The sequence below is a fragment of the Nonomuraea sp. NPDC001636 genome (assembly GCF_040298265.1).
Classification (GTDB): Bacteria; Actinomycetota; Actinomycetes; order Streptosporangiales; family Streptosporangiaceae; genus Nonomuraea.
Genome location: NZ_JBEOZT010000037.1, coordinates 10,976 through 34,214 on the forward strand (window position 1 = coordinate 10,976; position 23,239 = coordinate 34,214).

Annotated in this window: 21 protein-coding genes; 10 read left to right on the top strand and 11 right to left on the bottom strand. The window is 71.7% G+C overall.

The genetic code is table 11. The features are described 5' to 3' along the window. The 6 genes from ABT158_RS44545 to ABT158_RS44570 form a co-directional block, all read right to left on the bottom strand. Positions 1-318, bottom strand: a complete 318-nt coding sequence (locus ABT158_RS44545; protein WP_352325535.1) for a non-heme iron oxygenase ferredoxin subunit — start codon at positions 316-318, stop codon at positions 1-3. Continuing rightward, the gene (gene sufD, locus ABT158_RS44550) at positions 315-1,436 is read right to left on the bottom strand and encodes a Fe-S cluster assembly protein SufD (protein ID WP_352364378.1); all 1,122 of its coding nucleotides are present in this window, start codon (positions 1,434-1,436) and stop codon (positions 315-317) included. Before sufD ends, ABT158_RS44545 begins: the two co-directional genes overlap by 4 nt. Beyond that, the gene (gene sufB, locus ABT158_RS44555) at positions 1,436-2,848 is read right to left on the bottom strand and encodes a Fe-S cluster assembly protein SufB (RefSeq protein WP_352364380.1); all 1,413 of its coding nucleotides are present in this window, start codon (positions 2,846-2,848) and stop codon (positions 1,436-1,438) included. The genes sufD and sufB overlap by 1 nt, the downstream gene beginning before the upstream one ends. Further along, on the bottom strand, positions 2,845-3,543 hold the full coding sequence (locus tag ABT158_RS44560; protein WP_352328768.1) for a helix-turn-helix transcriptional regulator: 699 nt from the start codon (positions 3,541-3,543) through the stop codon (positions 2,845-2,847). The genes sufB and ABT158_RS44560 overlap by 4 nt, the downstream gene beginning before the upstream one ends. A gap of 91 nt (positions 3,544-3,634) precedes the next feature. Continuing rightward, positions 3,635-4,870 (bottom strand): multidrug effflux MFS transporter, encoded by a 1,236-nt coding sequence (locus tag ABT158_RS44565; protein ID WP_352364382.1) that lies wholly within the window; start codon positions 4,868-4,870, stop codon positions 3,635-3,637. Between the two features lie 93 nt (positions 4,871-4,963). Then, complete coding sequence (locus ABT158_RS44570; RefSeq protein ID WP_352364384.1) at positions 4,964-5,740, bottom strand: VOC family protein; 777 nt, start codon at positions 5,738-5,740, stop codon at positions 4,964-4,966. Between the two features lie 156 nt (positions 5,741-5,896). Between ABT158_RS44570 and ABT158_RS44575 the strand changes: the two genes are divergently transcribed. From ABT158_RS44575 to ABT158_RS44585, 3 genes are all read left to right on the top strand, one after another. Further along, positions 5,897-6,805, top strand: a complete 909-nt coding sequence (locus tag ABT158_RS44575; protein ID WP_352364386.1) for an ABC transporter ATP-binding protein — start codon at positions 5,897-5,899, stop codon at positions 6,803-6,805. Further along, complete coding sequence (locus ABT158_RS44580) at positions 6,802-7,572, top strand: ABC transporter permease (protein WP_352328760.1); 771 nt, start codon at positions 6,802-6,804, stop codon at positions 7,570-7,572. Before ABT158_RS44575 ends, ABT158_RS44580 begins: the two co-directional genes overlap by 4 nt. Positions 7,573-7,700: 128 nt before the next feature. Beyond that, complete coding sequence (locus tag ABT158_RS44585; protein ID WP_352364388.1) at positions 7,701-8,618, top strand: EamA family transporter; 918 nt, start codon at positions 7,701-7,703, stop codon at positions 8,616-8,618. Between the two features lie 254 nt (positions 8,619-8,872). On the opposite strand, the gene ABT158_RS44590 is transcribed toward ABT158_RS44585, so the two are convergent. Genes ABT158_RS44590 through ABT158_RS44600 form a run of 3 tightly spaced genes read right to left on the bottom strand, consistent with a single transcriptional unit; the run spans position 8,873 to position 11,562 of the window. Further along, on the bottom strand, positions 8,873-9,541 hold the full coding sequence (locus tag ABT158_RS44590) for a GntR family transcriptional regulator (RefSeq protein ID WP_352364390.1): 669 nt from the start codon (positions 9,539-9,541) through the stop codon (positions 8,873-8,875). A gap of 12 nt (positions 9,542-9,553) precedes the next feature. Next, positions 9,554-10,525, bottom strand: coding sequence for an ornithine cyclodeaminase family protein (locus ABT158_RS44595; RefSeq protein ID WP_352364392.1), 972 nt, complete (start codon positions 10,523-10,525; stop codon positions 9,554-9,556). Continuing rightward, positions 10,522-11,562 (bottom strand): proline racemase family protein, encoded by a 1,041-nt coding sequence (locus ABT158_RS44600; RefSeq protein ID WP_352364393.1) that lies wholly within the window; start codon positions 11,560-11,562, stop codon positions 10,522-10,524. The genes ABT158_RS44595 and ABT158_RS44600 overlap by 4 nt, the downstream gene beginning before the upstream one ends. 117 nt (positions 11,563-11,679) lie before the next feature. Between ABT158_RS44600 and ABT158_RS44605 the strand changes: the two genes are divergently transcribed. Together ABT158_RS44605 and ABT158_RS44610 are read left to right on the top strand one after the other, a co-directional pair. Beyond that, positions 11,680-12,666: a COX15/CtaA family protein gene (locus ABT158_RS44605; RefSeq protein ID WP_352364394.1), complete on the top strand. Its 987-nt coding sequence runs from the start codon at positions 11,680-11,682 to the stop codon at positions 12,664-12,666. 22 nt (positions 12,667-12,688) lie between these two features. Continuing rightward, positions 12,689-13,396 (top strand): SanA/YdcF family protein, encoded by a 708-nt coding sequence (locus tag ABT158_RS44610; protein ID WP_352364396.1) that lies wholly within the window; start codon positions 12,689-12,691, stop codon positions 13,394-13,396. Here ABT158_RS44610 and ABT158_RS44615 read toward each other — a convergent pair. Together ABT158_RS44615 and ABT158_RS44620 are read right to left on the bottom strand one after the other, a co-directional pair. Further along, entirely contained in the window at positions 13,372-14,562 is a 1,191-nt protein-coding gene (locus ABT158_RS44615; protein ID WP_352364398.1) for a PrsW family intramembrane metalloprotease, read from the bottom strand. The two genes, ABT158_RS44610 and ABT158_RS44615, sit on opposite strands and share 25 nt — an antisense overlap. A 125-nt stretch (positions 14,563-14,687) precedes the next feature. Further along, entirely contained in the window at positions 14,688-15,632 is a 945-nt protein-coding gene (locus ABT158_RS44620; protein ID WP_352364400.1) for a heme o synthase, read from the bottom strand. 335 nt (positions 15,633-15,967) lie between these two features. On the opposite strand from ABT158_RS44620, the gene tkt reads away from it, so the two are divergent. Genes tkt through opcA form a run of 5 tightly spaced genes read left to right on the top strand, consistent with a single transcriptional unit; the run spans position 15,968 to position 23,227 of the window. Next, the gene (tkt, locus tag ABT158_RS44625) at positions 15,968-17,998 is read left to right on the top strand and encodes a transketolase (RefSeq protein WP_387680351.1); all 2,031 of its coding nucleotides are present in this window, start codon (positions 15,968-15,970) and stop codon (positions 17,996-17,998) included. A gap of 7 nt (positions 17,999-18,005) precedes the next feature. Further along, positions 18,006-19,097 carry a transaldolase gene (gene tal, locus ABT158_RS44630; protein WP_352364404.1) on the top strand — a complete coding sequence of 364 codons (1,092 nt, stop codon included), beginning with the start codon at positions 18,006-18,008 and terminating at the stop codon, positions 19,095-19,097. After that, positions 19,094-20,710 (top strand): phosphoglucose isomerase-related protein, encoded by a 1,617-nt coding sequence (locus tag ABT158_RS44635; protein ID WP_352364406.1) that lies wholly within the window; start codon positions 19,094-19,096, stop codon positions 20,708-20,710. Before tal ends, ABT158_RS44635 begins: the two co-directional genes overlap by 4 nt. 1 nt (position 20,711) lies before the next feature. Beyond that, positions 20,712-22,313 carry a glucose-6-phosphate dehydrogenase gene (zwf, locus tag ABT158_RS44640; protein WP_352364408.1) on the top strand — a complete coding sequence of 534 codons (1,602 nt, stop codon included), beginning with the start codon at positions 20,712-20,714 and terminating at the stop codon, positions 22,311-22,313. Further along, entirely contained in the window at positions 22,313-23,227 is a 915-nt protein-coding gene (opcA, locus tag ABT158_RS44645; RefSeq protein ID WP_352323011.1) for a glucose-6-phosphate dehydrogenase assembly protein OpcA, read from the top strand. Before zwf ends, opcA begins: the two co-directional genes overlap by 1 nt. The last annotated feature ends 12 nt before the right edge of the window (positions 23,228-23,239 follow it).

The window sequence follows — 23,239 nt, forward strand, 5'->3', positions numbered from 1 at the left end:
TTATGACTCCTTCGAGAGCGAGACGAGGACGTCGTCGCCGTCGATCTTGACTGTGTAGACGTTCACGGGCTTGGTGGCGGGCGGGCCGGTGGGCTTGCCGGAGCGCACGTCGAAGCACGAGCCGTGCAGCCAGCACTCCAGCGTGCCGTCGTAGACCTCGCCCTCGCTGAGCTTCACCTCGGCGTGCGAGCAGACGTCGTGCAGGGCGAAGACGTCGGCGCCCTTGCGCACCAGCGCCACCGGGGTCTCCCCGACCTCGACGCCGATGACGCCGCCGTCGGGGATGTCGGCGACCTGGCAGACCTTCTCGAAACTCATCGCGCGAGCTCCGCCTCCACCGCGGCCAGCACGCGGTCGCGGATCTCCTCGATCTGGATCTTCTCGATGAGCTGGCCGAGGAAGCCCCTGATGACCAGGCGGCGGGCCTCGTCGTAGGGGATGCCGCGGGCCTGGAGGTAGAAGATGTGCTCGTCGTCGAGGCGGCCCGAGGCCGAGGCGTGCCCGGCTCCGGCGACCTCGCCGGTGAGGATCTCCAGGTTGGGGACCGAGTCGGCGCGGGCGCCGTCGGTGAGGATGAGGTTGCGGTTGAGCTCGTAGGTGTCGGTGCCCTCGGCCTCGACCCTGATGATCACGTCGCCGATCCAGACGGCGTGCGCGTCCTGCCCCTGCAGCGCGCCGCGGTAGTCGACGTTGCTCTTGCAGTTGGGCTGGGAGTGGTCGACCAGGAGGCGGTGCTCCAGGTGCTGGCCGGCGTCGACGAAGTAGACGCCGGACATGTCGGCGTCGCCGCCCGGCGCGGTGTAGGCCACGCTGGGCGAGAGCCGGACCAGGTCGCCGCCGAGGGTCACCACGAAGCTGCGGAAGGTCGCGTCCTTGGCGAGCTGGGCGTGGTGGTGGGAGACGTGCACGGCGTCGTCGTCCCAGTCCTGGAGGCTGACGACCTTGAGGTTGGCGCCGTCGCCGACGACGAACTCGATGTTGTCGGCGTAGACGGCGCTGCCCTTGTGGTCGAGCACGACCACGGCCTCGGCCATCGGCTCCACCTTGACCACGATGTGGCCGTAGGCGGCGCCGTCGCCCTCACCGGTCAGGGTGAGCACGGTCGGCTTCGACGTGACGGCCTCGCGCGGCACCGTGATCACGGTCGCCTTCTCGAAGCTGTTCCACGCCTGCGCGCTGACCCGGTCGGTGGGCGTGAACGCCTTGCCGACGCGGGCGTCGTCGCGCCCGACCGTCTCGACGACGACCTCGGGCGCGGCCTCGACGTCGAGGCGCACGTGGCCCACGGGGTCGGCCTTGCCGTTGTGCAGGCCCTTCAGGCGGGACAGCGGCGTGAAGCGCCACGACTCCTCGCGCCCGGTCGGGACCTCGAAGTCGTCCAGGTCGTAGGACGCCTTCTCGTGCAGGGTCGACAGGGGCTTCTCGTTCAGGCCCATCAGCCGACGGCTCCTTCCATCTGCAGCTCGATCAGCCGGTTGAGCTCGAGCGCGTATTCCATGGGCAGCTCGCGGGCGATCGGCTCGACGAAGCCGCGCACGATCATCGCCATGGCCTCGTCCTCGCCGAGCCCGCGGCTCATGAGGTAGAAGAGCTGGTCCTCGCTGACCTTGGAGACCGTGGCCTCGTGGCCCATCGAGACGTCGTCCTCGCGCACGTCGACGTACGGGTAGGTGTCGGAGCGGCTGATCTGGTCGACCAGGAGCGCGTCGCACTTGACGGTGCTGGCGCTGCCGTGGGCGCCCTCCTCGATCTGCACGAGACCGCGGTAGGAGGTGCGGCCGCCGCCGCGCGCCACCGACTTGGAGATGACGCTGGAGCTGGTGTTGGGCGCCAGGTGCACCATCTTGGAGCCGGCGTCCTGGTGCTGGCCCTCGCCGGCGAAGGCGACGCTCAGCGTCTCGCCCTTGGCGTGCTCGCCCATCAGGTAGACGGCCGGGTACTTCATCGTGACCTTGGAGCCGATGTTGCCGTCGATCCACTCCATGGTCGCGCCCTCGTAGGCGACGGCGCGCTTGGTGACCAGGTTGTAGACGTTGTTCGACCAGTTCTGGATGGTCGTGTAACGGCAGCGGGCGTTCTTCTTCACGATGATCTCGACGACCGCGCTGTGCAGCGAGTCGGAGGAGTAGATCGGCGCGGTGCAGCCCTCGACGTAGTGGACGTAGGAGTTCTCGTCGACCACGATCAGGGTGCGCTCGAACTGGCCCATGTTCTCGGTGTTGATCCGGAAGTAGGCCTGCAGCGGGATCTCGACCTCGACGTTCGGCGGCACGTAGATGAACGAGCCACCGGACCACACGGCGGTGTTGAGCGCGGCGAACTTGTTGTCGCCGACCGGGATCACCGAGCCGAAGTACTCCTTGAAGAGCTCCTCGTGCTCCTTCAGGCCCGTGTCGGTGTCGACGAAGATGACGCCCTTCTCCTCAAGGTCCTCACGGATCTTGTGGTAGACGACCTCCGACTCGTACTGGGCCGCGACGCCGGCGATGAGGCGCTGCTTCTCCGCCTCGGGGATGCCGAGCTTGTCGTAGGTGTTCTTGATGTCGGCGGGCAGCTCGTCCCAGGAAGCGGCCTGCTTCTCGGTCGAGCGCACGAAGTACTTGATGTTGTCGAAGTCGATGCCGGTGAGGTCGGAGCCCCAGGTGGGCAGCGGCTTCTTGGCGAACAGGCGGAGGCCCTTCAGGCGAAGGTCGAGCATCCACTCCGGCTCGTTCTTGAGCGCGGAGATGTTGCGGACGACCTCCTCGGACAGGCCACGCTTGGCCGCCGCGCCCGCGGCATCCGGGTCGGCCCAGCCGAACTTGTAATTCCCGAGGCCTTCCAGCTCCGGGCGGTCGGTGACAGTCACCTTCCGGTCTCCTTGCTCTTGTCTCTGTGTGCGGATTCAGCCAGCGACTTGGGGCTCACGTGGGTCGTGCAGACCCCGTCGCCGTGCGCGATCGTGGCCAGGCGCTGCACCGGGGTGCCGAGCAGTTGCGCGAACGCCTCCGTCTCGGCCTCGCAGAGCTGCGGGAACTCCGCGGCCGCGTGAGCCACCGGGCAGTGGTGCTGGCAGAGCTGGTCGCCGCCCGACTTGGCCTTGCTGGCCGAGGCGGCGTATCCCTCTGCCGACAGCGCCTGCGCCAGCACCTGTACGCGCTGGTCCGCCGGCACCGTCCGCATGACCGGCTCCAGCCGCGTCAGCAGGCTCGACACCTGCGAGCGGGCGAAGTCGGTCACGGCTTCTCGCCCCATGCGCTCGGCCAGGAAGCGGAGTGCGCTCCCGGCGAGGTCGTCATAGGCGTGCTCGAAAGCACTGCGCCCCGCGTCGGTGATGGCGAACAGCTTGGCGGGCCGTCCGCGCCCGCGCTGACCGCGCGGCCTGACCGTGCGAGGCTCTATCATTCCCTCGGCCAGCAACGCGTCGAGGTGCCTGCGCACCGCGGCGGGCGTCAGCCCCAGCCGCTCGCCGAGCGAGGCGGCCGTCACGGGACCATGCTCAAGGATCAGCCTGGCGACACGCGCGCGGGTGCTGCGCTCGCTACCGGGCTCGATCGTGGGCATGTTTTTCACAACATCAGTGTGCCGTAATTCCTTCCCGCTGCACAAACGAATCGGAGCAGGCCACCAATGGAATTGCTCACGCAGGTAAGGCTTACCTAACCTTTCGGCGTCCCAGGATCGCGAACGCGAGCGTGGAGCAGACGATGAGACCGAGCATCACGCAGGCCATCGGCACGGCCGTGCCCTCGCCCGCCAGGCCGACCAGCGGGGCGGCCAGCGCGCCCAGCGCGAACTGCAGCACGCCGAGCAGCGCCGAGGCGCTGCCGGCGATCTGGGCGGGCTGCCCCGCCAGCGCGAGCGCGCCGGTGCCGGGCAGGACGAGTCCCTGACCCAGCATGATCACGAACAGGCCCGCCACGATGCCGGTCAGGCCGAGCCCGGCGAGCGCGGCGGTCAGCAGCAGCGCGGCGCCCACCAGGCCGGTGACCAGCCCGACGACCACCAGGCGGGCGGGCTCCACACGGCCCGACAGGCGGCCGCCGAGCTGGGCCATCGCGGTCAGGCCGAGCGCGTTGAGCCCGAAGATGAGCGAGTACTGCTGCGGGGTGGCGCCGTACACCTGCTGGAGCACGAACGGCGAGCCGGAGATGTAGCCGAACATCGCCGCGAAGGCCAGCCCGGCGGTGAGCGCGCAGCCCATGAACGCGCGGTCGCGCAGGAGCTGCCAGAAGATGCGCACGGTGTGCGCCAGCCCGCCGCTCTCGCGCCGCTCGGCGGGCAGCGTCTCGCGCACCCCCGGCAGCACGGCCAGCAGCAGCACGAGCCCGGCGAGGCTGAGCGCCACGAACACGCCGCGCCAGGAGGTGAAGGCGAGCAGCTGGGCCCCGGCGATGGGGGCGAGGATCGGCGCCAGGCCGCTGACCAGCATGAGCGTGGCGAAGATGCGGGCGATGGCGGCGCCGTCGTACAGGTCGCGGACGACCGCGCGCACGATGACCAGCGCCGCCCCGCCCAGGACGCCCTGCAGCAGCCGCAGGACGATCAGCACGGGCACCGACGGCGCGAACGCGCACAGCAGCGAGGCCACCATGAACCCCGACACGCCCACGATCAGCGGGACCCGCCGCCCGCGCACGTCGCTGACCGGGCCGGCGACGACCTGGCCGACGGAGACGCCGATCAGGCAGGCGGTGAGGGTGAGCTGGACCTGCGCGGGAGCGCTGAGCATCTCCTCGGTGATGGCGGGCAGAGCGGGGAGGTACATGTCGATGGACAGTGGGCCGATCGCCGACAGCGCGCCCAGGATGACCAGCAGCAGCCCCCGCCTCCCGCCCTTGGTCTCGCCCTTGCTCCCAATGGCGGCGGACGCGGCTTCTGCCACGGACATGCGTGAACCCCTTCCCCTCGCAGGCCGATGACCCACGAGGGCCGAGGGATCAAACCGGAATTCGGTCCTCCTAATTCCCGGTTATCAGATATTTCATGATGTTTCGTTGAGCTGGATGACCCCGAACGCCGCGCCCTGCGGATCGATGAGCTGCGCGAACCGGCCGGGCGGCGCCTCGGTCACGCCGGTCAGCACGTCGGCGCCCGCGTCGGCGGCGGCGTGCAGGGCCGCGTCGAGGTCGGCTACCGCGAAGTAGGTCAGCCAGAACGACGGCAGCTCCGCCGGGGCCTCGTCGGGCATCGGGATCATCCCCGCGACGGCCGCCTCCCCCGCCACCCACTCCGTGTACGCCATGCCGCCCAGGTCGGACGTGCGGGACGTCCAGCCGAAGACCGCCGAGTAGAAGCGCTCGGCGGCCGGCGCGTCCCGGGTGCACAGCTCGTTCCAGCAGAACGCGCCGGGCTCGTTGACCAGCTCCGCCCCCGCATGGGCGGCCGCCTGCCAGGCGCCGGCGGAGGAGCCGTCGGGGGCCCGCAGGACGACCATGGTGCCCTCGTCGAAGACCGCCATGGGCTCCGCCACGACCGTGCCGCCGGCGTCCCTGACCCGGCCGGCCAGCGCGGCGGCGTCGTCGGTGGCGACGTAGGTGTTCCAGAGCGAGGTGGAGCCGCCGTCGCGGACGGGGCCGATCCCGGCGACCTTGCTGCCCTCGTGGACGAACATCCCGTAGCCGCCGGCCGCCGGGTCGTCGACCATGTCGGCCCGCCAGCCGAACAGATCCCCGTAGAACCGGACCGAGCCGGGGACGTCGGTGCTGGCCAGGTCCACCCAGCACGGAACTCCTGGGTCGTATGCACTGCGTCGCGACATGTGGAGCTCATCGCCGTCCTTCCCCCGGTTCTCACGCCTTTCCGGGGAACGGTCCGGTCAAGGGCCGTCCATTTCCGGACAGGGCCGCCCGACGGGCGTTCGCCGGGCGCGTACCTGGGGGCAGGACCGCCCGGCGCAGTCCCTAAACTCGTGGCCATGGATTCCCCAGCCGTCGAGATCGTCGACCTGGTCAAACGCTACGGCGGCCGGACCGCCCTCGACGGCCTCACCCTGCGGGCCGGCCGCGGCGCGGTCACCGCCGTCCTCGGGCCCAACGGCGCGGGCAAGACGTCCACGGTCGAGATCTGCGAGGGGTTCCGCAAGGCCGACTCCGGCACGGTCCGGGTGCTCGGCATGTCGCCCACGCTGCCCGAGCTGCGGCCCCGCGTCGGGGTGATGCTCCAGGCGGGCGGGGTGCCGCCGGCGATGCGCTGCGCCGAGTGGCTGCGCCTGGTCGCGCGCTTCTACGCCCGTCCCCACGATCCCGGCGCGCTGCTGACCCGGCTCGGGCTGGCCGAGCACGCGCGCACCCCCTACCGGCGGCTGTCGGGCGGGCAGCAGCAGCGGCTGTCGCTGGCCGCGGCCGTGATCGGCAGGCCGGAGCTGGTGTTCCTCGACGAACCGACCGCCGGGCTCGACCCGCAGGCCCGGCACGCCTGCTGGGACCTGGTCGGCGAGCTGCGCGGCGCCGGGGTGTCGGTGGTGCTGACCACCCACCACATGGAGGAGGCCGAGCGGCTGGCCGACCACGTCGTGATCATCGACAGGGGGCGCGTGGTGGCCGAGGGCAGCCCGGCCTCGCTGACCGGGGCCGAGCGGCAGCTCAGGTTCAGGGCCAGGCCGGGGCTCACGCTGGAGGAGCTGCTCAACGCGCTCCCGGTGGGCAGCGCGGCCAAGGAGTCGCCGGCCGGCCACTACATCATCGAGGGCCAGGTGGGTCCCGAACTGCTGGCCACCGTCACGGCCTGGTGCGCGGCCGAGGGCGTCACGGCCGACGACCTGCGCATCGAGCGCCGCACCCTCGAAGACGTCTTCCTCGAACTGACCGGCAGGGAGCTGCGATGACCCCCGTGCTCGACCTCTCGCCCGCGCCGGGCGCCGCGCCGTTCCCGCGCATGGTGCTCGCGCAGGCCGGCTCGGAGGTCCGCACGATGCTCCGCAACGGCGAGCAGCTCCTGCTCACCCTGATCATCCCGGTGCTGCTGCTGGTCGGCTTCTCGCTGGCGCCGCTGGTCGACGTCGGGGGCGGCCGGCGGGTCGACTTCCTGGCGCCGGGCGTGCTGGCCCTGGCCGTCATGTCCACGGCCTTCACCGGGCAGGCCATCGGCACGGGCTTCGAGCGCCGCTACGGCGTGCTCAAGCGGCTGGGCGCGACCCCGCTGTCCAGGGCCGGGCTCATGCTGGCCAAGACGGCCGCGGTGGTGGCCGTGGAGGTCATCCAGGCGGCGGTGATCGTGGCCGTGGGGCTGGCGCTGGGCTGGCGGCCCCACGGGTCGTTCCTGGCCGCCGCGGTGCTGGTCGTGCTGGGCACGGCGGCCTTCAGCGGCCTCGGCCTGCTCATGGCGGGCACGCTGCGGGCCGAGGCGACGCTGGCCGCGGCCAACCTGGTCTACCTGGTGCTGCTGGGGGCGGGCGGGGTGATCTTCCCGCTGTCGAAGTTCCCCGAGGGCGCGCGGCCGGTCCTGGAGCTGCTGCCGATCTCGGCGCTGACCGGCGGCCTGCGCGCGGTGCTCGCCCAGGGGGCGGCGCTGCCGCTGGGGCCGGTGCTCGTCCTGGCCGGCTGGGCCGTGCTGACCCTGGCGCTGGTCTCGCGGCTGTTCCGCTGGGAGTGAGGCAGCTGTTCCGCTGGGAGTGAGGCTGTTCCGCTGGGAGTGAGGGGGCGCGCCACCCCGCGTGCGGAAATGTCGTCCGAGGTCAGTACGCTCTGGACGACCGCCCCACCTTCCGCGCGAGGAGTTCCGTGACCGACTTCGCCCTCGACGATCCCTTCGATCGCCGCCCGGCGCTGCCCCGTCCTGGCCGCCTGCTGCGCCAGGCCGCGGACTCGATCCCGCCCTCGTCGCTGGTCCTGCTGTCCATCGTCTCGGTGCAGCTCGGCGCCGCGTTCGCCAAGAACCTGTTCGCCGTCCTGCCCCCGAGCGCCGTGGTGTTCCTGCGCATCGCGGCAGGCGGCCTGATCATGGCCGCGGTGGCCAGGCCGAAGCTGCGGGGGCTGGGGTGGCGCGACTGGGCGGTCGGGGCCGGGTTCGGCCTGACGCTCGCGCTGATGAACCTGTCGTACTACGAGGCCCTGTCGCGGCTGCCGATGGGCGTCGCGGTGGCGATCGAGTTCCTCGGCCCGCTGGGCGTGGCCGTGGCCGCCTCCCGGCGCAGGCTCGACCTGGCCTGGATCGGCCTGGCCGGCCTCGGCGTGGCGCTGCTGGCGCCGTGGGGGCAGCAGGCGTCGGCGGCCTGGTGGCTCGGCATCGGGTTCGCCCTGGTGGCGGGCGCGTGCTGGGCGGCCTACATCCTGCTGTCGGCGGCGGCCGGGCGGCGTTTCCCCGGCACCACCGGGCTGTCGTTCGCGATGATCGTCTCGACCCTGGTGATCGCGCCGGTGGGCGTCACGACCGGCGGCGCCGACCTGCTGCAGCCGTCGCTGCTGCTGATCGGGCTGGGCGTGGGGCTGCTGTCGTCGGTCATCCCGTACTCGCTGGAGCTCCACGCGCTGCGGCGCATGCCCAAGCACGTGTTCGGCATTCTGATGAGCCTGGAGCCGGCCGTGGCGGCGCTGTTGGGCGTGCTGGTGCTGGGCGAGGTCCTGCACGTGCAGCAGTGGGCGGCGATCGTGTGCGTCGTGGCCGCCAGCCTCGGCTCGACCAGGATGACCGGGCGCTGATCACCGGGCGGTAGGGAGTACCGAGGAGGTGCCGCCGCGCGCCCGCGGGGATGGGGATCTCTCGGGCGCGCGGCGGAGGGCTCGGCTTGAGGTGGGCGGGTCGCCGAGCCCGGTGAAGGTCAGCGGACGCGGGCGTCCGCGTGACCGGGCTTATGAGGCTCTCAGGAAGATCAGTTCGTGAAAGCTTTCACCAACACATTACCTCAAAACGGACAAACCCTCTTAATTCGGACGGTAAAGAAACGCGGCAGACGTCAGTGCTCGGCCCAGATGCCCCGGACGTGGCCGATGTGCTCGCCCATCAGGTGGCCGACCGCCTTGCCGTCGCCGCTCTTGAGCGCGTCGAGCATGGCCAGGTGCTCCCGGGCGGAGTCGGTCAGCGAGCCGCGCTCGGCCAGCTGCGACAGACCGTAGAGCCGGGCCCGGTTGCGCAGGTCGCGCACCACCTCCACCAGGTGCACGTTGCCCGCCAGGGCCAGCAGCTCCAGGTGGAAGCGCAGGTCGGCGTCGATGTAGGCGAGCAGGTCGGCCCGGTCGGCGGCCGAGACGATCTCCTCGGCGATCGGGCGCAGCCGTTCGAACTCCTCGGCGCGGGCGCTGTCGGCCAGCCGCGAGACGGTGGGCACCTCGATCAGCTCACGGATCTGGGTCAGCTCGTCGAGGTCGCGGTCGGACAGCTCGGTCACCCGAAAGCCCTTGTTGCGCACGGCCTCGACCAGGCCCTCCTTGGCCAGGTCGAGCATGGCCTCGCGGACCGGCGTGGCCGAGACGCCGAACTGCGCGGCAAGCACGGGCGCGGAGTAGACCACCCCTGGCCGCATCTCGCCGGTGATCAGCGCGGCCCGCAGCGCGTGCGCGACCTGCTCGCGCAGGCTCTGCCGCTCCCCCACCATCGGCAGGTCGAGCCGGTCCTCGGCAGCCATCCGCCTTCCCTCCTACTTCCACGCCTCGTACGCGGCCGCGGCGACCACCAGGTCCTGCCACGCCATGCCCGTGCTCTTGAACACCCGCGGGCCGGGACCGGCCACCACCCTCCCGGCGATCAGCTCGGCGAGGTTCCCGGCGAGATGACCAGAGGTGATCGTACCGTGGCGGATCGGGATGATCACGTCGCCGGCTTCCTCCAGGGCGGCCGATCTGGCCTCGACGACCACGGTGGCGCGGGCGACCAGGTCGCCGTCGAGCTCGCGGACGCCGGGCTCGTGCGACCCGACCGCGACCACGGTGACGCCGTCCCGGGCGAGCTTACCGGGGAACAGCGGCTGCGCGGCCGTGGTGCAGCAGGCGACGAGGTCGGCGGCCCGGATCGCGTCGGCCACCGCGTCGGCCACCGCGTCGGGCACCACGCCGGCGGGGGTTCCAGCGGTCAGGGATTCGGCGGTCAGGCCCAGGGCGCGGCAGCGGGCGGCCAGGGCGGCGGCGCGGGCGGGGTCGCGGCCCACGACCGTGACGTGCTCGACGGGCCGCACCTCGCGCAGGGCCAGGACGTGCCCGTACGCCTGCGGCCCGCTGCCGAACACCACCAGGCGGCGCGCGTCCGGCTCGGCCAGGTGGGCGACGGCCAGGGCGGAGACGGCGGGCGTGCGCAGGGACGTGAGCGCGATGCCGTCCAGGGCGGCGAGCGGGGCCAGGGTCGGGCCGTCCAGCAGCAGGTACGTCCCCTGGATGCGGGGCAGCCCGCGCCCGGGGTTGGCGGGCGTGACGGTGACGGCCTTGACCCCGGCGTAGCGGCCGGCGGCGGCGGGCATGAGCAGCAGCTGCCCGGCCGGCAGGTCCACCGTCGGCCGCCGGGGCGTCAGCTCGGGGTCGAGCCCGTCGCGCAGGGCCTGTTCGAGGACGGCCACCGCGCGGCCGACCGGCACCAGCCGCTCCAGCACCGGCCCGTCGATGTAGGGAAGAGCGCTCATCGCAGCGTGAACCCCGTTCCGATCGGGTCGTCGGGATCGAGCTCGAAGGCGTGCCGGCCGGTGCGGTAGGCCATGCCTTCGATCTCCGGCACGATCCCCTCGGCCGTCACCCCGGCCACCCGCGCCCGGAAGACGGACCCGACGACGCTCTCGTGCACCAGGGTGCCGCGCAGGCCCGCGTCGTGCAGCAGCGCCATCCTGGCGGCGGTGCCCGACCCGCACGGCGACCGGTCCACCTCGCCGTCGGCGAAGACGGTGACGTTGCGCTGCCGGACACTCCCATCAGCACCCGGCGCCCCGCCGCCCGCCACCCCGCCGCCCACCGACCCGCCGCCCACCGACCCGCCGCCCCGCACGGCGTCGTCCGGCAGGTCGTCGTAGAAGATGACGCCGTAGACGCCGGACAGGCGGTCGTCGCGTGGGTGGCGGGTGGCGGGGTGGCCGGCCAGGGCGGCCTTGATGCGGCGGGCGTGCCCGACGAGGTCGGTCAGGTGGCGGGGCTCGACGGACAGGCCCAACTCCCCAGCCGAAATAGACGCATAAATCGCCCCGCCATACGAAATATCAACCTTCGTTCCAGCGACGGCCACGTCCCGGGCGATCACGTACGACGGGACGCTCACGAACGTCACCCCCGCCACCCGCCCGCCCGAGCACCGCACCCGCGCCCTGACCCGCCCCGACGGCACGTCCACCACCACGTCGGTCTCCCCGTCGGGGTCGGCCTCGACCAGCCCCTCCTGCACCGCGTACGCCCCGAGGGCGATCGTGCCGTGCCCGCAGGCGGTGGAGAAGCCGTCCTTGTGCCAGAACAGCGCGCCGAGATGCGCCCCGGCGTCGTCGGGCGGGACCAGGAAGCAGCCGTACATGTCGGCGTGCCCGCGCGGCTCGTGGCACAGCAGCCGCCTGACGTGGTCGGCGTGGGCGGGCGCGTTCTCCCGCCGGGTGAGCACGTCCGCCCCGGGGATGCCGGGGACGCCTCCGGTGACGATCCGGAACGGCTCACCGCCCGTGTGGTAGTCGACAGTTGTGATCACAGTTCGAAACCCCTCCGGAACCGGGTCGGGAAAGTCGCCAGGAGTAACATGTCACATTGTCACGTTCCGGAGAAGCCCCTGACGGGACCGTCCCCCCTGGCCCGTACCATCGTTGACGTGAAGGAATCCACCACCCGCCCCAACGTCCTGGCCCGCGCCCTGCGCTCGTTCTGGGCGCCGAGTGCGCGCTCGATGCGCGGCTGGGCGCTGGCCTCCGTGGTGGCCAACGCGGGCATCGCGGTGACCGGCGCGGGCGTGCGGGTGACCGGTTCCGGGCTCGGCTGCCCGACCTGGCCGAGGTGCACGCCCGACAGTTTCGTGCCCGTCGCCCATCCCGAGATGTCGATGCTCACGATGCTCATCGAGTTCGGCAACCGGCTGCTGACGTTCCTGGTGCTGGCGGTGGGCGCGGCGTGCGTCATCGCGGCGCTGCGCCTGGTCCCGCGCAGGCGGGCGCTGGTGCGTCTGGCGCTGCTGCAGCCGGCGGGCGTGCTGGCCCAGGCCCTGTGGGGCGGGCTGGTGGTGCGCAGCGCGCTCAGCCCGTTCACGGTCGGCATGCACTTCCTGATCTCCATGGCGCTGATCGCCGCCTGCTGGATGCTCTACGCCCGCGCCGGCGAGGGCGACGGCCCGGCCGCCGGGGTGGCCCACCGCGACGTCCGGCGGCTCGGCCACGCGCTGCTCGCCGCCACGGCGGTGCTGCTGGTGGCGGGCGTGGTGGTCAGCGGCACGGGCCCGCACTCGGGCGACGTCATCGCCTCCCGGTTCGGCTTCGACATCGAGACCGTGGCCCGGCTGCACGCCGACATCGTCTACGTCGTCGTCGGCCTGACGTTCGCGCTGCTGTTCGCGCTGCGCGTGACCGGCGCGCCCCGGGCCGCGCGGCGGGCCGTGCTCGGGCTGTTCGTCGTGGAGCTGGGTCAGGGCGTGATCGGCTACACCCAGTACTTCCTGGCCGTACCCGCCGCGCTGGTGCTGCTGCACGTGCTCGGCGCCTCGCTGGTGTGGATCGCCGCGCTGCGGGTGGTCACCTCGCTGCGCGCCAGAGGCCCGCTGGAGGCCCCGGCCGCCGCCGCTCACGCGGAAGCGCCCGCTCCGGTCTGACCGTTGTGCGATGGTATGGGGTGTGCTGCGACTCCCTAGGCTCTCGCGCAGGCTGCTGCGCCGTACCTACCAGGGGCTGGTGCTGGTCAGCGTGCTCGCGCTGGCGCCCATGACCTGGGCCTGGCTCGACAGCTCGCCGCACCGCGTGGTGGCCGGCACAGGGGGCTGGCTGGGCCGGGTGCCGCCCGCGCAGGCCGCGCTGGTGCTCGGCGCCGGGCTGTGGCGCACGCAGCCCACGCCGATGCTGGCCCGCAGGCTCGACGTGGCCGCCGAGCTCTACCGGGCGGGCAAGGTGCGGGCGCTGCTGCTGTCGGGCGACAACAGCCGCAAGGAGTACGACGAGCCCACCGCCATGCGCGACTACCTGCTGCGCAAGGGCGTGCCGGCGGACGTGATCGTGCTCGACTACGCCGGGTTCGACACCTGGGACTCGTGCGTACGGGCCCGCCGGGTGTTCGGCGCCGAGCGGGTCACCGTCGTCACCCAGGTCTTCCACCTGCCAAGGGCCGTCGCGCTGTGCCGGACGGCCGGGCTGGAGACGTTCGGCGTGGGCGACGACTCCACCCGCCAGTGGGCGGCCACCACGTACGCCTACGCCACCCGGGAACTGCTGGCCACCGGCAAGGCCGTCGTGGACGCGCTGCTGCTGCACTCCGACCCGGTCTTCCCCGGCCCGCGCGAGGTCTCGCTGACCGAGATCCTGGCTCAGCGGGGCGCGCCGGGCGCGTAGCCGGGCGGCGGGGTGCCCCTGGCCATCCGGCGGGCGTGCACGGGCGGCACCGGGAAGTCGGCGCGGGCGGTGCTCATGCACTCCAGCAGGGCCCGCTGCTCCTCGTGGAAGGCCTGCTCGTCGACGATGTGACGGGCCGCCCGCTCGTGCAGCAGGCCGAGCTCGGTGGCGGCGAGCTGGTAGTCGCGCATGGCGCGCACCCCGCGCTTGCCGCCGTAGGCCCTGGCCCACTGCCTGGCCTGCCGGCGCCTGGCGAACGTGGACAACATGTAGATGTCGGCCGGCCCGACCAGCCTGGTCGGCTCGTACGGCGGCAGGTAGGTCTGGATGAGCGCGACGATGCGCCGCCGGTCCCTGAACACCACGCCGATCAGCACGACGAGCACCACCAGCAGCGCCAGGTAGGCCACCACGAGCCCGGGGAAGCCGCCGTAGGAGGCCAGGCCGTTCCACAGGCCGTGCAGGATCATCGCCCCCGACCAGCCGGCCAGCACCAGGAACACCCGCTCGGGCCCCTGGCGCTGGGCCGCGTAGGCGACGGCCACCCCGATCATCGAGCTGAACAGCGGATGGGCGAACGGCGACAGGATGCCGCGCAGCACCACGGTGACCGCCAGGCTGCTGACGCCGTTGCCGTTGAGCGCCGACAGGTAGTAGCTGACGTTCTCGCTCATGGCGAAGCCGAGGCCGACCATGCTGGCGTAGATGATGCCGTCGGTGGGGCCGTCGAGCTCGGCCCGGCGGAACTTCAGCAGGCCGAGCAGCACCAGGCCCTTCATCGTCTCCTCGACCACCGGCGCGCCGAAGGTGGCCGCCAGGTTGCGGGCGCTGGTCGGCGAGAGCTTGGCCGTGTCGATGAAGTAGTGGAGGTTGAGCGAGTTGATCGCGCCGGCGACCAGCACGGCGATGCCCGCGCCCCAGGCGAAGGCGAAGATCAGGTTGCTGCGCGGCTCCGGCTCCATGCGGTCGAGCGCCAGCACGGCGGCCAGCAGCAGCGGCACCGGCGCCAGGGCGAGCCCGAGCGCGATGAAGAACTGCACCGGCTCACCGTTGATCACGTCGAAGGAGAACGAGACCAGGGCGCAGATGCCGGTGAGGACCAGCCCGGTGATCAACGCGAACGACGGGCGGTCCTTCAACACCCAGCGTGGATCACGGGTCGCCATACCGTGACTTTAACGGATCGAAGGGCCGGGGTCCGTGCCGACCGCCCGCGCGGGACAGCCACTCCTCACCGTCCGGACATGCACGTCGGGGGCCTCGCGCACGGCGGTCGGGACGGTCACGGCGCTCAGGCCAGCAGCGGGTCGATCGCGACGGCGAGGAAGAGCAGCGCGAGGTAGGCGTTGGACCAGTGGAAGAAGCGCATCGGGCGCAGGTCGACGCCGCTCTTGCCGGCGTTGAGCCGGGCCAGCAGGCGGTGGACCTCCCACAGGCAGACCACGCCGAGCACGACCGCGACGACCGGGTAGAACAGCGTGGTGCCGGCCACCGGCCACAGCGCCAGCGAGCACAGCACGGTCGCCCAGGTGTAGGCCACGGACTCCAGGATCACCCGCCGCTCGGTGGCCACCACCGGCAGCATCGGCACCTTGGCCGCCGCGTAGTCCTCCTTGTAGCGCATGGCGAGGGTCCAGGTGTGGGGCGGCGTCCAGAAGAACACCACGCCGAACAGCACCAGGGGCGCCCAGTCGAGCCGCTCGGTGATGCCCGCCCAGCCGATCATGACCGGCATGCAGCCCGCGATGCCGCCCCAGACGATGTTCTGGGCCGTGCGGCGCTTGAGCACCATCGAGTAGACGATGACGTAGAACAGGATCGCGCCGGTGGACAGCGCCGCGGCCAGCCAATTGGTGGTGAGCCACAGGCCAACAGTGGACAAAATCCCCAGGACGATCCCGAAGACCAGCGCGCCGCGCGGGGACACCTGGTGCCGGGCCAGCGGCCGGCGGCGGGTGCGCCGCATCTTCTGGTCGATGTCGCGGTCGACGTAGCAGTTGAGCGCGTTGGCGCTGCCCGCCGACAGGGTGCCGAAGACCATCACGGCGATCGACTTCCACAGCGGCGGCAGGCCGCCGGCCGCCAGGAACATCACCGGCAGGGTCGTGATCAGCAGCAGCTCGATGATCCGCGGCTTGGTGAGCGCGACGTAGGCCTTCACGACCATGCCGAACGTGCGCGGCGCCCCGGGCTCGGTCGAGGGGGCCGTGGCCTGCCTGTTGGTCAGCACCGTCAAGGCGCTTCCAGCCTGTGCGGAGTCAACGCGTAACCTCTGATTAGAGCGGATCGATGAGTGGCGCCGTGGCGCCTCTGCGAACAAACAAACTGTAGTCGCAGGGGCGGACGGTCCGGCCAATGGGGGGCTTGCGCCATTCATGGACACGCGAGGGTGGAATGGGAATCGATCGCCAGCTCCACTCGGTTAGGGTCCCGTGTGGGCGGGATAGCCAACAGGTACTGCCAAATGACAACTAGATTCCGGAGATCGAGCACTTGAGCACCGAACTCGTGCCAGCCCTTGAATGGACCGACCTCGACAAGAAGGCCGTCGACGTCGTCCGGGCCCTGGCGATGGACGCAGTGGAGAAGGCGGGCTCGGGTCACCCCGGCACCGCCATGAGCCTGGCCCCCGCCGCATACCTGCTGTTCCAGCGCGTGATGCGCCACGATCCCAGCGACCCCAACTGGGCGGGCCGCGACCGGTTCGTGCTGTCGTGCGGCCACACCAGCCTGACGCTCTACATCCAGCTCTACCTGTCGGGCTACGGCCTGACGCTCGACGACCTGCGGCGGCTGCGCCAGTGGGACAGCCTGACCCCGGGTCACCCCGAGCACGGCCACACCGCCGGCGTGGAGACCACCACCGGCCCGCTCGGCCAGGGTCTGGGCAACGCGGTCGGCATGGCGATGGCGGCCCGCCGCGAGCGCGGCCTGTTCGACCCCGACGCCGAGCGCGGCTCCTCGCCGTTCGACCACCACATCTGGTGCTTCGTCAGCGACGGCGACATCGAGGAGGGCATCAGCCACGAGGCCAGCGCCCTGGCCGGCCACCAGAAGCTCGGCAACCTCGTCGTCCTGTACGACGACAACCACATCTCCATCGAGGACGACACCCTCATCGCCAAGTCCGAGGACGTCGTCAAGCGTTACGAGGCCTACGGCTGGCACACCGAGAGCGTCGACTGGACCGCCGGCGGCGAGTACGAGGAGGACGTCCAGGCGCTGTACGAGGCGCTGGAGGCGGCCAAGGCCGAGACCGACCGGCCCTCCTTCATCCGGCTGCGCACGATCATCGGCTGGCCGGCGCCGAACAAGAAGAACACCGGCAAGATCCATGGCGCGGCCCTGGGCGAGGCGGAGATCGCCGCGACCAAGGAGATCCTGGGCATGGACCCGGCCAAGAGCTTCGACGTGCCGGCCGAGGTGCTGCAGCACGCCCGCGAGGTGGTCGCCCGCGGCCGTACCGAGCGCGCCGAGTGGGACAAGGGTTATGCCGAATGGCGCCTGGCCAACCCCGAGCGGGCCAAGGAGTTCGACCGCATCTCCCACCGCGAGCTGCCCGCCGGCTGGGCCACGGCCCTGCCCGAGTTCGAGACCGGCTCCTCGATGGCCACCCGCAAGGCCAGCGGCGAGGTGCTGGGCGCGCTGGCGCCGGTGCTGCCCGAGCTGTGGGGCGGCTCGGCCGACCTGGCCGAGTCGAACCTGACCACGATGAAGGGCGAGCCGTCCTTCATCCCCGAGGAGTACCAGACCAAGGACTTCCCCGGTAACCGCTACGGCCGCACGCTGCACTTCGGCATCCGCGAGCACGCCATGGGCGCGATTCTCAACGGCATCGCCCTGCACGGCGGCACCCGCCCCTACGGCGGCACGTTCCTGGTCTTCTCCGACTACATGCGCCCCTCGGTGCGCCTGGCCGCGCTGATGAAGCTGCCGGTCACCTACGTCTGGACGCACGACTCCATCGGCCTGGGCGAGGACGGCCCCACCCACCAGCCGATCGAGCACCTGTGGGCGCTGCGCGCCATCCCCGGCCTCGACGTCGTCCGCCCGGCCGACGCCAACGAGACCGCGCATGCGTGGAAGACGATCCTGGAGCACACCGACCGTCCCGCCGCCCTGGCGCTGACCAGGCAGAACGTGCCGGTCTACGAGGGCACCAGCGCCGACGGCGTGGCCCGCGGCGGCTACGTGCTGCGCGAGGCGTCCGACGGCCAGCCGCACGTGATCATCATCGCCACCGGCAGCGAGGTCGAGGTGGCCGTGCAGGGCCGCGAGCTGCTGGAGGCGCAGGGCATCCCGGCACGAGTGGTGTCGATGCCGTGTGTCGAGTGGTTCAACGGGCAGGACTCCGCTTACCGGCAGACCGTCCTGCCAAGCTCGATCAGGGCTCGGGTCGCGGTCGAGGCCGGCGTCGCGCTCGGCTGGCACCAGTTCGTCGGCGAGTGCGGCGAAGTGGTCAGCCTGGAGCACTTCGGCGCCTCGGCGCCGTACAAGACGCTGTACGAGCAGTTCGGGCTCACGGCCGAGCGCGTGGCGGCCGCGGCCAAGGCGAGCCTCGCCAAGCTGGGTCAGGACAAGGGCGAGACGACGGGAAACTGAGAAGAAGATGAGCGAGAACCTCAACAAGCTGTCCGGCCAGGGCGTTTCCATCTGGCTCGACGACATCAGCCGCGAACGGCTGCGCACGGGCAACCTCGACCAGCTGATCCGCGAGAAGAACGTCGTCGGGGTCACCTCCAACCCGACGATCTTCGCCGGCGCGCTCAGCAAGGGCGACGCCTACAACGCCCAGCTCCACGACCTGGCCGTCCGCGGCGTCACCGTGGAGGAGGCCGTCCGCGCCATCACCACGTACGACATCCGCTGGGCCGCCGACGTGCTGCGCCCGGTCTACGACGCCACCGGCGGCGTGGACGGCCGCGTCTCGCTGGAGGTCGACCCGCGTCTGGCCCGCGAGAGCGAGAAGACCGTGGCCGAGGCCAGGGCGCTGTGGTGGATGGTCGACCGGCCCAACCTGTTCATCAAGATCCCGGCCACCCTTGAGGGCCTGCCCGCGATCACGCAGGCGCTGTCGGAGGGCATCAGCGTCAACGTCACGCTGATCTTCTCCCTGGAGCGCTACCGCGCGGTCATGGACGCCTGGCTGGCCGGCCTGGAGGCCGCGCAGGCCAAGGGCCTGGACCTGGCCACGATCGAGTCGGTGGCCTCGTTCTTCGTCAGCCGGGTCGACACCGAGATCGACAAGCGGCTCGACAAGCTCGGCAAGCCGGAGCTGAAGGGCAAGGCCGGCATCGCCAACGCGCGCCTGGCCTACGCCGCCTACGAGGAGGTCGTCAGCTCCGAGCGCTGGCAGCGCCTGCGCGCCGCGGGCGCCCGTCCGCAGCGCCCGCTGTGGGCCTCGACCGGGGTGAAGAACCCCGACTACTCCGACACCATGTACGTCGACCAGCTCGTCGCCCCCGGCACCGTCAACACGATGCCGGAGAAGACCCTCGACGCCACCGCCGACCACGCCCAGGTCACCGGCGACACCGTGCGCCCCTTCTACGAGCAGGCCTGGAACACCATGGCCGCGCTCAAGGACGCCGGCATCGACTACGACGACGTCGTGCGGGTGCTGGAGGAGGAGGGCGTCGAGAAGTTCGAGGCGTCCTGGAACGAGCTGCTGGAGAGCGTCACCAAGAATCTGGTGCCATGATCGAGGTGTCCTACCGCGAGGAGGGGGTGGCCGCGGCCGCCTCCTCCGTCGCGGGGCGCCTCGTCGCCGACGGCGTGCCCGCGCGGCTGGCCGGCGGCGACCCCACGCTGTGGGGCGAGGACGCCGAGGCGGTGGCGGCGGTCCGGCTCGGCTGGCTGACGCTGCCGCGCACCTCCCGCGAGCTCCTTCCCGAGCTGGGCAAGCTCGTGGAGCGGGCACGCGCCGAGGGCCTGACGAACGTGGTGCTGGCCGGGATGGGCGGCTCGTCGCTGGCTCCCGAGGTGATCTGCCAGACCGCCGACGTGCCACTGACCGTACTCGACACGACCGACCCCGCGCAGGTCCGGCGGGCGCTGAGCGACCTGCTGGAGTCCACGGTCGTGGTGGTGGCCAGCAAGAGCGGCTCGACCGTCGAGACCGACTGCCACCTGCGCATCTACGAACAGATCTTCACCGAGGCGGGCATCTCGCCCGCCGACCGGATCGTGGTCGTCACCGACCACGGCTCACCGCTGGAGCAGCGGGCCGTCGACGGCGGCTACCACCTGGTGCTGGCCGTCCCCGACGTGGGCGGCCGCTATTCGGCGCTGTCGGCGTTCGGGCTGGTGCCGAGCGCGCTGGCCGGGGCCGACGTCGAGCGGCTGCTGGACGACGCCGAGGAGGTGCTGCCGCTGCTGTCCCTGGACACCGGCAACCCCGGCCTCGACCTGGGCGCGGCCCTCGGCGGCGCGGCGCTGGCCGGGCGCGACAAGCTCGTGCTGGAGGACCAGCTCTCCGGCATCAACGGGCTGCCCGACTGGATCGAGCAGCTCGTCGCCGAGTCCACCGGCAAGCAGGGCAGGGGCATCCTGCCGATCGTCAACGCCGACCCCAACCACACCAGCGACGAGCTGGTCGTCGCGATCGAGTCCGACGACGGCGCCGTACGCGTCGACGGGCCGCTCGGCGGCCAGTTCCTGGTCTGGGAGTACGCGACCGCCGTGGCCGGGCTGCTGCTGGAGATCGACCCGTTCGACCAGCCGAACGTGGCCGAGTCCAAGGAGAACACCGCGGCCCTGCTGGCCCTGCCCGACCTGCCGCTGGGCGCGCCCGCGCTGGTCGACGGGCCCGTCGAGGTCTACGGCGCGGTCCGCTCCCACGACCTGCCCGGCGTGCTGGCCGAGCTGCTGAAGGCCATCCCGCACGACGGCTACCTGGCCGTGATGGCCTACCTCGACCGGCTGGCCGCCTTCGACGCGCCGGTGCCCGAGGGCGCCGACTTCGAGCAGATGACCGACGCGTGGATGATGGCCGACGCGGCCACGCTGCGCGCCCTGCTCGCCATCCGCACCAACCGGCCGGTGACGTTCGGGTGGGGTCCGCGTTTCCTGCACTCGACCGGCCAATACCACAAGGGCGGGCCGCAGAACGGCGTGTTCCTGCAGATCACGGGCGCGGTGACCGACGACGTCGCCGTCCCCGGGCAGCCGTACACGCTGGGGCGGCTCCAGCTCGCGCAGGCGCTGGGCGACCTGGCCGCGCTGGAGACCCGCGGACGGCCCGCCGTACGCCTGCACTTGACGGACCGCGCGACGGGTGTCGCGCATTTGCTCGCAGCCGCACAGGAGGTTTGAGATGACTGACGAAGCATCTCCTGAGGAGGAGGTCGTCGCGGTGGCGGCGGCCGTGGCGAACACCGCCACGACATTGGAGGTCGCCGAGGCCAACCCCTTGCGCGACCCGCGTGACAAGCGGCTGCCGCGGGTGGCGGGGCCGTGCGTGCTGGTGCTGTTCGGCGTGACGGGCGACCTGGCCAAGCGCAAGCTGCTGCCGGCCATTTACGACCTGGGCAACCGCGGCCTGCTGCCGCCCGGTTTCTCGCTGGTCGGTTTCGCCAGGCGCGACTGGAAGGACCAGGACTTCGCGCAGTTGACGCACGACGCGGTCAAGGCGCACGCGCGTACGCCGTTCCGCGAGGAGGTCTGGAAGCAGATCCTCGAAGGCATCCATTTCGTGCCGGGCGAGTTCTCCGACGACGGAGCCTTCGACGCGCTGGCGATGGCGTTGGCGGAGATCGACCAGACCCGCGGCACGGGCGGCAACTACGCTTTCTACCTGTCCGTCCCGCCCAAGTTCTTCCCCGTGGTGGTCGAGCAGCTCAAGCGCACCGGCCTGTCCGACGCGCCTGAGGGGTCCTGGCGGCGGGTGGTCATCGAGAAGCCGTTCGGCCACGACCTGAAGTCGGCCCACGAGCTGAACGAGATCACCACGTCGGCGTTCCCGGAGAGCTCGATCTTCCGGATCGACCACTACCTGGGCAAGGAGACGGTCCAGAACATCCTGGCGCTGCGCTTCGCCAACAACCTGTACGAGCCCATCTGGAACCGCAGCTTCGTCGACCACGTGCAGATCACCATGGCCGAGGACATCGGCATCGGCGGGCGCGCCGGCTACTACGACGGCATCGGCGCGGCCCGCGACGTGATCCAGAACCACCTGCTCCAGCTGCTCGCGCTGGTCGCCATGGAGGACCCGACCTCCTTCGACGCCTCGGCGCTGCGCCGGGAGAAGGAGAAGGTGCTCAAGGCGGTGCGGCTGCCGTCCAACCTGGGGCTCAACACCGCCCGCGGCCAGTACGCGGCCGGGTGGCAGGGCGGCGAGAAGGTCGTCGGCTACCTCCAGGAGGAGGGCATCTCCGCCGAGTCGACCACCGAGACGTACGCGGCCGTCAAGCTGGAGATCGCCAATCGGCGGTGGGCCGGGGTGCCGTTCTACCTGCGTACCGGCAAGCGGCTGGGCCGCCGGGTCACCGAGGTGGCCGTGGTGTTCCAGCGGGCGCCGCACCTGCCCTTCAGCAAGACCGACACCGAGATCCTGGGCCAGAACGCCCTGGTCATCCGCGTCCAGCCGGACGAGGGCATCACCGTGCGGTTCGGGTCGAAGGTCCCGGGCACCGCCATGGAGGTCCGCGACGTGTCCATGGACTTCGCCTACGGCGAGTCCTTCCTGGAGTCCTCACCCGAGGCGTACGAGCGGCTGCTGCTCGACGTCATGATCGGCGACCCGCCGCTCTTCCCGCACCAGCGCGAGGTCGAGCTGTCCTGGACGATCCTCGACCCGATCGAGGACTTCTGGGCCACGCAGGGACAGCCCGAGGCCTACGAGTCGGGCTCGTGGGGCCCGGAGTCGGCCGACGCGATGATGGCGCGCGACGGCCGCGTGTGGAGGAGACTCTAGTGACGACTTTCATGCTGTCGGACACGACGGCCGGCAAGATCTCGGCGCAGCTCATGCTGCTGCGCCACCAGATGGGCGCGCCCGCCATCGGCATGGTGCTGACCCTCGTGGTGGTCTCCGAGGAGCGCCACCAGTACGACGCGCTGCGCGCCGCCACCGAGGCGGCCCGCGAGCACCCCTCGCGCATCATCGTGGTGATCAAGCGGGAGGAGGCCGAGCCCAACCGGCTCGACGCCGAGCTGCGCATCGGCGAGAACACGCCGGGCGAGGTCGTGGTGCTGCGCCTGTACGGCGAGCTGACCCAGCACGCCGACTCCGTCGTCAGCCCCCTGCTGCTGCCCGACACCCCCGTGGTGGCCTGGTGGCCGGGCGCGGCCCCCGACGTGCCGTCCAAGGACGCGATCGGCGCCCTGGCCCAGCGGCGCATCACCGACGCCAAGGGCTTCGAGAACGGCGGCGCCGCGTCGCTGGTCACCCGCGCCAAGGGGTACGCCCCTGGCGACACCGACCTGGCCTGGGCCCGGCTGACGCCGTGGCGCAGCCTGCTGGCCGCCGCGTTCGACCAGCCGGTGGGCAAGGTGCGCAAGGGCGTGGTGGAGGCCAGCGCCGGGCACCCGAGCGCGCCGCTGCTGGCGGCCTGGCTGTCGGAGCGGCTGGGCGCGCCGGTCAAGGTGGGCGAGTCGGCCGGTCCCGGCCTGACCGCCGTACGGCTGCAGACCGGCGACGGCGAGCTGTCGGTCATGCGTTCTGACGCGCGGCTGGCCACGCTGTCGCGTCCCGGCCAGCCCGACCGGAACGTGGCCCTGGCCCGGCGGCACACCTCCGAGCTGATGGCCGAGGAGCTGCGCCGGCTGGACAGCGACGAGGTCTACGAGGCCGCCGTCAAGCGCTTCGCCCGTACGTACAAGGGCTGACCCCCTCCACTT